General features: G+C 60.9%; 12 protein-coding genes. 8 read left to right on the forward strand and 4 right to left on the reverse strand.

The annotated features are described in order from the left end of the window. From JaAD80_RS18900 to JaAD80_RS18915, 4 genes are all read right to left on the reverse strand, one after another. A partial coding sequence (locus tag JaAD80_RS18900) for a DUF1840 family protein (RefSeq protein ID WP_146012426.1) occupies positions 1-147 on the reverse strand: 147 nt, incomplete at its 3' end. A 180-nt stretch (positions 148-327) separates the two neighbouring features. Next, positions 328-873, reverse strand: a complete 546-nt coding sequence (locus tag JaAD80_RS18905) for a hypothetical protein (RefSeq protein WP_258003085.1) — start codon at positions 871-873, stop codon at positions 328-330. Between the two features lie 65 nt (positions 874-938). After that, positions 939-2,459, reverse strand: coding sequence for a YifB family Mg chelatase-like AAA ATPase (locus JaAD80_RS18910; RefSeq protein ID WP_102296309.1), 1,521 nt, complete (start codon positions 2,457-2,459; stop codon positions 939-941). A 112-nt stretch (positions 2,460-2,571) separates the two neighbouring features. Beyond that, positions 2,572-2,820 (reverse strand): accessory factor UbiK family protein, encoded by a 249-nt coding sequence (locus JaAD80_RS18915; RefSeq protein WP_102296310.1) that lies wholly within the window; start codon positions 2,818-2,820, stop codon positions 2,572-2,574. Between the two features lie 270 nt (positions 2,821-3,090). Between JaAD80_RS18915 and JaAD80_RS18920 the strand changes: the two genes are divergently transcribed. The 8 genes from JaAD80_RS18920 (at position 3,091) to ptsP (ending at position 10,938) form a co-directional block, all read left to right on the forward strand. Next, complete coding sequence (locus JaAD80_RS18920) at positions 3,091-3,861, forward strand: TorF family putative porin (protein ID WP_102296312.1); 771 nt, start codon at positions 3,091-3,093, stop codon at positions 3,859-3,861. An 11-nt stretch (positions 3,862-3,872) separates the two neighbouring features. Next, the gene (locus JaAD80_RS18925) at positions 3,873-4,211 is read left to right on the forward strand and encodes a P-II family nitrogen regulator (protein WP_010393464.1); all 339 of its coding nucleotides are present in this window, start codon (positions 3,873-3,875) and stop codon (positions 4,209-4,211) included. Between the two features lie 11 nt (positions 4,212-4,222). Beyond that, complete coding sequence (locus tag JaAD80_RS18930) at positions 4,223-5,785, forward strand: ammonium transporter (RefSeq protein WP_102296313.1); 1,563 nt, start codon at positions 4,223-4,225, stop codon at positions 5,783-5,785. A 212-nt stretch (positions 5,786-5,997) separates the two neighbouring features. Further along, the gene (gene gshA / locus JaAD80_RS18935; protein ID WP_070222828.1) at positions 5,998-7,296 is read left to right on the forward strand and encodes a glutamate--cysteine ligase; all 1,299 of its coding nucleotides are present in this window, start codon (positions 5,998-6,000) and stop codon (positions 7,294-7,296) included. Between the two features lie 94 nt (positions 7,297-7,390). Then, positions 7,391-8,347, forward strand: a complete 957-nt coding sequence (gene gshB, locus JaAD80_RS18940) for a glutathione synthase (RefSeq protein ID WP_102296315.1) — start codon at positions 7,391-7,393, stop codon at positions 8,345-8,347. Between the two features lie 35 nt (positions 8,348-8,382). Continuing rightward, positions 8,383-8,787, forward strand: a complete 405-nt coding sequence (locus JaAD80_RS18945; RefSeq protein ID WP_131376741.1) for a PTS sugar transporter subunit IIA — start codon at positions 8,383-8,385, stop codon at positions 8,785-8,787. A 94-nt stretch (positions 8,788-8,881) separates the two neighbouring features. Continuing rightward, positions 8,882-9,151 carry an HPr family phosphocarrier protein gene (locus JaAD80_RS18950; protein WP_092803603.1) on the forward strand — a complete coding sequence of 90 codons (270 nt, stop codon included), beginning with the start codon at positions 8,882-8,884 and terminating at the stop codon, positions 9,149-9,151. A gap of 44 nt (positions 9,152-9,195) precedes the next feature. Next, a complete protein-coding gene (ptsP, locus tag JaAD80_RS18955; RefSeq protein ID WP_046683536.1) occupies positions 9,196-10,938 on the forward strand; it encodes a phosphoenolpyruvate--protein phosphotransferase in 1,743 nt (580 codons plus the stop codon). Positions 10,939-10,999: the final 61 nt, after the last annotated feature.

Genomic DNA, 10,999 nt, shown 5'->3' on the forward strand with positions numbered 1-10,999 from the left:
CTTTTCCAGCAAAGCCAGTGCTTCGCCCGCTTCCGCCGGAGTGATGACGCCGCGCGCGCTCTTGTGCAAGATGTCGAGGATGCGCTGGGCATGTTCCTGGTACATCATGACGGGAGGGGAGGATTTGGATTTGAAAGAGATCAGCATAGGAACTTTCTGAAACTTGTTGTTGGTGTCGAAACAATATCACGACTTGAATTGTCACACAGGCCGTCCGATTGCCCAGCTTGCCCATTTGCAAGCGGGATATAGCCATCTGTTGGACAGCGCACCAATTTACAAGAGCCCGGCTTGCGGGCGGCTCTCTTTTTAAGTGATCGTTAAGTCTCAGTCCAGTTTGACCGAGTCTATGAAGGTATCGATGGTTTCACGCGACAGCTTGCTTTCTTCGCCAAGGATGATGATCTGGACGATGTGCTTGTCCTGTGCCACGAAGCGGCCGACCAGCAAGACCGGCTTGCCTTGCTGCGTGCCTGTCGCCTCCATGCTCAGCGCGCTGCGCTGGCGTGTGCCGGCCGGCGTGCTGCTGGCCGCCGTCGCCATTTTTTCGCTGCGCACCGTGCCATTGATATTCTTCAGCAATGCCGTCTTCATGGCGGGCAGGGCCGCTTGCGCCTGCTCCGAGCTGTCGAGGATGGCGCTGCCGATGGCAAAGGTGCTGCCGTCCACTTCGCTGGCTGTCATGGTCAGGCTGATTTTCTTGCCATCGAGGTCGATTTCACGTGTCAGAACGGATGGCTTGCCTGGAAACAGTGCCGTGAACTGCGCATCAGGGCTGCGATAGTCGCGCCAGTCAAACTTGGGGCTGCAGGCGGACAGGACGCCGGCAGCGGCCAAGGTGACAAAGAAGGTGCCAAGTGATGTTTTTTTCATCAGCAGATGGTAGCAGTGCCGCCCGCCACGTGCAATCGTGTGCATGCAATGCGCAACAGCTGTGCCTAACTTTCTTGCAGTACGCGCCGGTATTGAATCGCTTCGGCAATATGCGGATGGGTAATCGCGCGGCTATCGGCCAAGTCAGCAATGCTGCGGGCCACGCGCAAGACCCGGTGATAAGTGCGTGCCGACCAGTGCAGGCGCTGCGTGGCGCCATGCAGCAGACGCTCGCCATGTACTTCCAGCTGGCAATGCTGTTCGATCTCCATATTGCTCAGGCGCTGATTGGCTTTTCCCTGACGCGCCAGTTGCAAGGCGAACGCTGCAGCTACCCGTGCGGCAATCTGCGGCGTGCCTTCGTCCGCAACTGCACGGCGCCCCAAGGTGCTGACGGGCAGGGCGGCCACTTCGATCTGCAAGTCGATGCGGTCGAGCAGCGGTCCCGACAGCCGGCTGTGGTAGCGCAGGATGGCATCGGGCGTGCAGCGGCAGCGGCCCGAAACGTGGCCAAGATAGCCGCAGGGACAGGGATTCATGGCGGCGATGAGTTGAAAGCGGGCGGGAAACTCGGCCTGGCGGGCCGCGCGGGAAATGGTGATGAACCCGGATTCCAGCGGCTGGCGCAGCACATCGAGTACCCTGCGGTTGAACTCGGCGATTTCATCGAGAAACAGCACGCCGCAATGCGCCAGCGAGATTTCACCGGGCCGCGGCACATTGCCGCCACCGACCAGGGCCACGCCGGATGCTGTCTGGTGCGGTGCGCGGTAGGGGCGGCGTTTCCAGTGCTCCACCTTGAAATGGCCGCCCAGCGAGTGCACGGCCGCCGATTCCAGCGCTTCTTCGTCGCTCATCGGCGGCAGCACGCCGGGAAAACGGCTGGCCAGCATGGTCTTGCCGGCACCGGGCGGACCGATCATCAGGACATTGTGGCCGCCGGCAGCCGCCACTTCCAGTGCCCGCCGCGCCTGCTGTTGGCCTTGTACATCGGCAAAGTCGGGATATGAAAAAGCAGGCGGAGCCAGCGTGGGCTGGTGACGCTGCAGGGCCGCCTGGCGATCGTGCACGGCGAAGTGGGCGCATACCTCGAGCAAGCTGTGCGCGGGATAGATACAGGCCGCGCTGACCAAGGCGGCTTCGTCGGCATTCGCCTGCGGCAGGATGAAGGCGCGCGCTGCGCCAGTCTTGTCGCGCTGCATGGCGAACGTCATGGCCAGCGCGCCGCGAATGGGACGCAACTGGCCTGACAGCGACAGTTCGCCCGCGAATTCATACAGGTGGAATTGGTCCCCCGGCATTTGGCCGGAGGCGGCCAGGATGCCCAAGGCGATGGGCAAGTCGAAACGCCCGGATTCCTTGGGCAGATCCGCCGGCGCCAGGTTGGCCGTGATGCGCCGCGCCGGCATTTCAAAGCCGCAGTTTTGCAGTGCGGCCCGCACGCGGTCGCGCGATTCCTTCACTTCCGTATCCGGCAGGCCGACAATCGTAAAGGACGGCAAGCCATTGGCAAGGTGGACTTCGACGTTCACCTCGGGCGCCTCCATGCCGGCCAGGGCGCGGCTTTTCAGGACTGCCAGGCTCATCAGATTCCCCTGCACCGCAGGCGCGGGCAGGATCAGTCTAGCCCTTGAACAGGCTCGCGGCTTGAGGTGCGCCAGCAAGGCGGCCGATAACGGCGCCCTGCCGCACCATCTTTTACGCTTTGGTCTCGTTCAAACGCGTTTCCAGTTCAATCACGCGCAATTCCAGTGCATCGAGCTTGGCGCGGGTCTTGGCCAGGACTTGCGCCTGGATATCGAATTCCTCGCGCGTGACCAGATCCAGGCGGGCGAAGCCCTGGGTCATCATCGATTTCACGTTCTTCTCGATATCCTTGGCAGGCGAGTTTTCGATGGCTTGGTGAATCTTGCCTTGCAGGTCGTTAAAGAAGGTATTCATGTCCATGGTCAGTCCTTTTATGGTGCGGCCTGTGCATCGCACCATTGCGGTGCACAGCGGCGTTAATCTGGTGCGAAACTGGGCAAATCCACAACGTTTTAGCAGTGCCGATCCGCATGCCCAGAGGCTTGCAGGGTATGTGTGGGCGGAAATGCCGCTGTCAAGGTGACAAAGAGCTGGCACGTATTCTGCTAAAGAAGGTTATGAACGCTTTGTGATCTCCAGCCAAGATTTTAAACCTCAACCGCTTTAAAAGTTCAATAAAAGGGAATCGCCATGAAGAATCTGTCCAAGAACATGACTTTAGCAGCAGCGTTGACATTGGCCATGACCGCCTTGTGCGGCAGCGCCATGGCCGAGGAAGTGGTGGCGGCCCCCGCTGCTGCCGAAGCGGTGCCCGATAACGTGGTGAGCTATAACGTGGCGCTGACCAGCGACTACCGCTACCGTGGCCTGTCGCAAACCCGTCTCAAGCCAGCCATCAGCGGCGGCGCCGACTATACCCATAACCCGACCGGCCTGTATGCGGGCACCTGGCTGTCGAGCATCAAATGGATCAAGGATGGCGGCGGCGATACGAACGTGGAATGGGATGTGTATGGCGGCAAGCGTGGCGAATTTGCGCCGGGGATCACTTACGATGTGGGCGGCCTGTATTACTTCTACCCATCGAATGGCCTGAGCACGAACGCCAATACCTTTGAATTGTATGGCCAGGTGGGTTTCGGTCCCGCCTACATCAAGTATTCGCACTCGACGACCAATCTGTTCGGCGTGGCCGACAGCAAAAACAGCGGCTATATCGATGCCGGCCTGAACGTCCCACTGTATGACGACTACACCTTCAACCTGCACGTGGGCCATCAAAGCGTCAAGCACAACAGCTCGCTCAGCTATTACGACTACAAACTGGGCGTGACCAAGGATTTCCCGGGTATCGCCACCGTGTCGCTCGCTGCCGTCCGCGCCGACATCACGTCGCTGGCGCCTAACGGCAAGAATCTGGCGAAGCTCGGCCTCGTATTGACTGTTTCTAAAACCTTTTAAGCGAGACTGCCATGAAAATGATTACTGCAATCATTAAACCGTTCAAACTCGATGAAGTGCGCGAAGCCTTGTCGGCTATCAATGTGCAAGGCATTACCGTCACGGAAGTGAAGGGTTTTGGCCGCCAGAAAGGCCACACGGAACTGTACCGTGGCGCCGAGTATGTCGTCGATTTCCTGCCGAAAACCAAAATTGAAGCGGCTGTCGATGACGCCATCGTCGACCAGGCCATCGAGGCGATCGAAGGCGCCGCGCGTACCGGTAAAATCGGCGATGGCAAGATTTTCGTCTACAACCTGGAACAAGTCATCCGCATCCGTACCGGTGAAACCGGCAACGAAGCGCTCTAAGGGGAATATTGATGCGTAAAAATATAACAAAATTGCTAGCTGGGTTTGCCTGTCTGTGTGCGTTTGGCGTCGCCGCCCCCAGTTTTGCCGATGCGCCGGCCAAACCGGACGCGGCAGCGACGGCGGCCGTCGCCACCCCTGCCGTGACACCTGCGCCTGACGCAGCCGCGCCTGCCGTCGCACCGGCAGCAGCAGCGCCTGCTCCTGCACCTGCTGCCGCGGCACCGGCCCCAGCGGCCGCGCCCGTCGCCAACAAGGGCGACACCAGTTTCATGATGATTTCCACCTTGCTGGTGATCCTGATGACGATCCCCGGCCTGGCCCTGTTTTACGGCGGCCTGGTGCGCTCGAAGAACATGCTGTCCGTGCTGATGCAAGTGTTCATGGTGTTTGCCCTGGTCGTGGTGCTGTGGTGCATCTATGGCTATTCGGTCGCCTTCACGGAAAAAACCGCGTTCTTCGGTGGCTTCGACCGCCTGTTCCTGAATGGCATCTGGGATCCGGTGAAAGGCACGTTTGCCGCCGCCGCCACCTTCAGCAAGGGCGTCGTCATTCCCGAGTTCGTCTTTGTCGCCTTCCAGGGCACGTTTGCCGCGATTACCTGCTCGCTGATCGTCGGCGCCTTTGCCGAACGCGCCAAGTTTTCCGCCGTGCTGGCCTTCATCGTGCTGTGGTTCACCTTTGCCTACCTGCCAGCGGCCCACATGGTCTGGTTCTGGACCGGTCCTGACCTGATTACCGATGCGGCAACCGCCGCGACGGAAGCGGCCAAGGCTGGCTGGATCTGGCAAAAAGGCGCGCTGGACTTCGCCGGCGGCACCGTGGTGCACATCAATGCCGCTATCGCCGGCCTGGTGGGCGCCGTGATGATCGGCAAGCGCGTCGGCTATGGCCGTGAATCGATGGCGCCGCATTCGCTGACGATGACCATGATCGGCGCTTCCCTGCTGTGGGTGGGCTGGTTCGGTTTCAATGCCGGCTCCTCGCTGGAAGCGGGCGACGTTGCCGCCCTGGCATTCGTCAACACCCTGCTGGCCACGGCCGCCGCTACCCTGTCGTGGGTCTTCGGCGAGTGGATCACCAAGGGCAAGCCTTCCATGCTCGGCGGCGCTTCCGGTGCCGTTGCCGGCCTGGTGGCGATCACCCCGGCCGCCGGTTTCGTCGGCCCGATGGGCGGCCTGGTCATCGGCTTGCTGGCCGGTATCGTCTGCCTGTGGGGCGTGAATGGCCTGAAACGCCTGATCGGCGCCGACGATTCGCTCGACGTGTTCGGCGTGCATGGCGTGGGCGGTATCCTCGGTGCCTTGCTGACGGGCGTCTTTGCCGCGCCACAACTGGGCGGCCAGGGCATCTTCGATTATGTGACCAACAAGATGTCGGCTGACCCGTACTCGATCGGCCATCAGGTGTGGGTGCAGGCGCAGGCTGTCGGCACCACCATCATCTGGTCGGCCGTGGTTTCCGTCATCGCCTATAAACTGGTCGACGTCGTCATCGGCCTGCGCGTACCGGAAGAAGAAGAGCGCGAAGGCCTCGATATCACCAGTCACGGCGAGCAGGCATATCATGGTTAAGTGTTGATTTTCTGGCACGCCGCCCCCCCCGGCGTAGCGTGCCAGCGTTGTTTTGCTTGAAAAGGCGCCTCATCGAGGCGCCTTTTTTTCGTTATGCGAATGGAAAAGGTCTTTAAAACAAGGCTTTTGCCCCGATTTGGGGTACTTACACGGTAATATAGTCGGCAGTCTGTGTGCTTTTCGATTACTGCACATAATTTAAGGATGTAACTATGGTTCCCCATCTCGTCACGGCCCTGACCGGACCGCTGCTCGACCTCGAAAAAAAGATTCTGGCCGCGACGCCGGCCATTGAGCGCTGGTTCCGCATGGAGTGGCAAGAGCACACGCCGCCCTTCTATTGCTCAGTCGATTTGCGCAACGCCGGCTACAAGCTGGCGCCCGTCGATACCAATCTGTTCCCCGGCGGTTTCCATAACCTGGCCACGGAAATGCTGCCCCTGTCCGTGCAAGCGGCCATGGCCGCCATCGACAAGTATTGCCCGGACGCCCGCAACTTGCTGATCGTGCCGGAATTGCACAACACCACGCCGCAATATCTGCAGAACGTGGCGCGATTGATGCAGATCTTCCGCCAGACGGGCTTGCACGTGCGCTTCGGCTCCTGGTCGCCGGAAATTACCCAGCCGACACCGTTGGCGCTGCCCGACGGCAACATGCTCGTCATCGAACCCCTCGTGCGCCTGAACAATGGCCGTCGCCTGGGTTTGAAGGATTTCGATCCGTGCACCATCCTGCTGAATAACGACTTGTCGGATGGCATTCCCGATATCTTGCAAAATATCCATGAGCAAAGCCTGCTGCCGCCTTTGCACGCGGGCTGGGCATTGCGCCGCAAGAGCAACCACTACACGGCCTACGATGAAGTGGTGAAAAAGTTCGGCAAGATGATCGATGTCGATCCGTGGATGCTCAACCCCTTCCACGCCAAGTGCAGCGACGTCAATTTCCAGGAAGGCGAGGGCGAAGACGCGCTTGCCGCCAGCGTCGACGTGCTGCTGGCCAAGATCCGCAAGAAATACAAGGAATACGGCATCAAGGAAAAGCCGTTCGTCATCGTCAAGCCCGATGCGGGCACGTATGGCACCGGCATCATGACCGTGCGCGACGCCAGCGAAGTGCGCGATCTGTCGCGCAAGCAGCGCGACAAGATGTCCATCGTCAAGGACGGCAAGGTCGTCACCGACGTCATCATCCAGGAAGGCGTGCCGACCTTTGAAAGCATCAAGGATGCGGTGGCCGAACCTGTCGTCTACATGATCGACCGCTACGTGGTGGGCGGCTTCTACCGCGTGCACGCGGAAAAAGGCGTGGACCAGAACCTGAACGCGCCCGGCTCGCAGTACGTGCCGCTGGCCTTTGCCCAGCAGCATGCCGTGCCGGACTTGAAGGCCAAGCCGGGCACGGCCGCGCCGAACCGCTTCTACGTGTATGGCGTGGTGGCGCGCCTGGCCTTGCTGGCCGCGTCGCTGGAAATGGAGCGCACGGACCCGAATCCCGAGGTGTATTGAGCCACCAATGAGACTTGCCGGGCGGGCTGAAAACCCCGCCTGGCGATCTCGGCTAGAATCAGGCATTACCCAGGCACCCCGATTGGACCGACTCATGAAAATTGCATTCCTCGCCGACCCGCTGGCAGGCTTCAAGACTTACAAAGATTCCACCTTCGCCATGATGCGCGAGGCGGCCAAACGCGGCCACGCCGTGTACGCCTTCGAACAGAAGGATATGGCGCTGGAAGAGGGCATCGTCACGGCACTGGTCAAGCACATCGAGCTGACCGGTGACGAGCACGACTGGTACAAGGTCGTTTCCACGGAAGAAGTGCGGCTGTCGGCGCTGGACGCCATCATCGAGCGCAAGGACCCGCCGTTCGATATGGAATATGTGTACGGCACGTATCTGCTGGAACTGGCGGAAAAGCAGGGCGCCTGCGTCTTCAACAAGCCGTCCGCCATCCGCGACAACAATGAAAAGCTGGCCATCGCGCAGTTTTCCGAATTCACTTCGCCCACCCTGGTGACGTCGAACGAAGCGCGCCTGCGCGCCTTCCACGCCAAGCACCAGGACGTCATCTTCAAGCCGCTCGACGGCATGGGCGGCACGGGCATCTTCCGCGTCAAGGCCGACGGCCTGAACCTGGGCGCCATCATCGAGACCTTGAGCGAGAACGGCGCGCAGACCATCATGGCGCAGCGCTTCATCGCCGACATCGTCAAGGGCGACAAGCGCATCCTCGTCATCGGCGGCAAACCGGTGCCGTTTTCGCTGGCGCGCATCCCGCAAGCGGGCGAAGTGCGCGGCAACCTGGCCGCCGGCGGCACGGGCGTGGCGCAGCCATTGACGGCGCGCGACCTGGAAATCGCTGAAAAGCTGGGCCCGATCCTGGCCGCGCGCGGCCTGATGCTGGTAGGATTGGACGTGATCGGTGACTACCTGACGGAGGTCAACGTCACCAGTCCGACCTGTTTCCAGGAAATCATGCAGCAGACCGGTTTTGACGTGGCCGCCATGTTTATCGACGCCGTCGAGCATGGCGTTGCGCAGACGCAGCAGCGTTAAGCGGCGACCGGCAACAATAACAAGGTGAAATGCATATGGTAGGGATTTTGCTCATGACACACGCACCGCTGGGGCAGGCTTTCATCGCCGCCTGCGCGCATGTGTTTCGCGGGCCAACGGAACGCTTTGAAGCCATCGACGTCGTCGCCGACCAGGACCTGGCCGAAGTGCAAAAGCTGGCATCGGAAGCCATCTGCCGCCTTGACGATGGTTCCGGCGTGCTGGTGATTACCGATGTGAAGGGCGGCACGCCATCGAACTGCTGCAACAAGCTGGCCGATGCGGGGCGCGTGGAAGTCATCGCCGGTATCAGCCTGCCGATGCTGCTGCGCGCCATCACCTATCGCCGTGACTCGCTTGACGTGGTGGTGGAGATGGCGCTGGCCGGTGCGCAGAGCGGCGCCGTGCGCGTCGACAACCGCATTCGCGTGGGCGAGTAGGGAAACAATCATGGCCGCCGCCCTGAAGGCGGCGGATTTTATCGGCCAGGGCGGTCATCAACGCAGTGCATTCAGGGATAGAGACTATACAAAAATGATTCAAAAAGAACTCGAAATCATCAACAAGCTGGGACTGCACGCACGCGCTTCCGCCAAATTCACCCAGTTGGCCGCCAAGTTCAAGAGCGATGTCTGGCTGACCCGCAACGCGCGCCGCATCAACGCCAAATCCATCATGGGCGTGATGATGCTGGCCGCCGGAAAGGGCGCGAAAGTGACCCTGGAAGCGGACGGCGATGATGAACAGGCATGTGTCGATGCATTGACCGCCCTGATTAATGACAGGTTTGGCGAAGGCGAGTAATGCCCGCCGAACGCAGCCGCAGCCGCATTCCGACAGGTCAACCCATGGCATCTTTCACGCTCCACGGCATCCCGGTTTCCCGCGGCATCGCCATTGGCCGCGCGCATCTGCTGGCGCCGGCCGCCCTTGACGTCAAACATTACCTGGTCGCCCAGGAACAGATCGAAGCCGAAGTCCAGCGCCTGCAAAGCGCCATCGCCACCGTCCACAAGGAACTGCAAACCCTGTGGAACGAACTGCCCAAGGATGCGCCCACGGAGCTGGGCGCCTTCATTGACGTGCACGCGCTGATCCTGTCCGACCCGATGATTTCCGAGGCGCCGCTCGACATCATCCGCAAGCGCCATTACAACGCCGAGTGGGCGCTGCTGACGCAGATCGATGAATTGTCGGCGCAGTTCGATGAAATCGAAGACCCGTATCTGCGCGAGCGCAAGGCCGACATCCAGCAAGTGGCCGAACGCGTGTTGAAAGTCTTGCTGGGCACGGAACAGCTGCTGCCCAAGGCGGCCGCCGAAGATGAATTGATGGCGCAGATGATCGTTGTCGCGCACGACATCTCGCCGGCCGACATGCTGCAGTTCCGCGACCGCTCCTTCATCGGCTTCATCACAGACGTGGGCGGACAGAACTCGCACACGGCCATCGTCGCGCGCAGCCTGGATATTCCCGCCGCCGTCGGCATGTCGCAGGCCTCGATGCTGATCGACCAGGACGACTGGCTGATCATCGATGGCGACGCCGGCGTGGTCATCGCCAATCCCAGCGCCCTGGTGCTGGAGCAGTACCGCGAGCGCCAGACGGCCATGCAGCGCGCGCGCAAAAAGCTGGGCAAGCTGAAAAAGACGCCGGCCGTCACCAAGTGCGGCACGCCCATCACCCTGCTGGCGAATATCGAATTGCCCGAGGATTGCCCGTTCGCCCTGGAGTCCGGCGCCAGCGGCGTGGGCCTGTTCCGCTCGGAATTCCTGTTCATGGGGCGTGCCCACAAGATTCCCACCGAGGACGAGCAGTTCGAGGCCTACCGCAACACGGTGCAGTCGATGAAGGGCCGGGTGGTCACCATCCGCACGCTCGACATCGGCGCCGACAAGCCGCTCGACCAGGCCGACCATACGGCCTTGAATCCCGCCCTGGGCCTGCGCGCCATCCGCTATTGCCTGGCCGAGCCGCAATTGTTCCTCACACAGCTGCGGGCCATCCTGCGCGCCTCCGCCTTTGGCAAGGTGCGCATCCTGATCCCCATGCTGGCGCATGCTTTCGAAATCGACCAGTCGCTGGCCATGATCGCGCAAGCCAAGGCCAGCCTGCGCGAGGAGGGCGTCAAGTTCGACGACGAAGTCGAAGTGGGCGCCATGATCGAGATTCCCGCCGCCGCGCTGGCGCTGCCCATGTTCGTCAAGCGCATGGATTTCCTGTCGATCGGCACGAATGACCTGATCCAGTACACCTTGGCCATCGACAGGGTCGATTACGAAGTGGCGCATTTGTACAATCCGCTGCATCCGGCCGTGCTGCAATTGATCTCCATGACGATCGCCGCCGGCCACAAGGCGGGCATCGACGTGGCCGTCTGCGGCGAGATGGCAGGCGACGTGAAGCTCACGCGCTTGCTGCTGGGCATGGGCTTGCGCGAGTTTTCCATGCACCCGGCGCAACTGTTGGCGGTCAAGCAAGAGATCCTCAACAGCGACCTGGGGCTGATCGCACCACAAATGCGCAAAATTATGCGTTCGATGGAGCCAAATGTGATCGCGGAAGCTGTCCAGCAACTGCAGCTCATGTAAACTGTCACTTCAACAGCATCAGGACACATCGCGCGCGGCATGATGTGTCCTGGTGTTAAAG

This window comes from Janthinobacterium sp. AD80 (assembly GCF_002878455.1).
Taxonomy (GTDB): domain Bacteria; phylum Pseudomonadota; class Gammaproteobacteria; order Burkholderiales; family Burkholderiaceae_D; genus Janthinobacterium.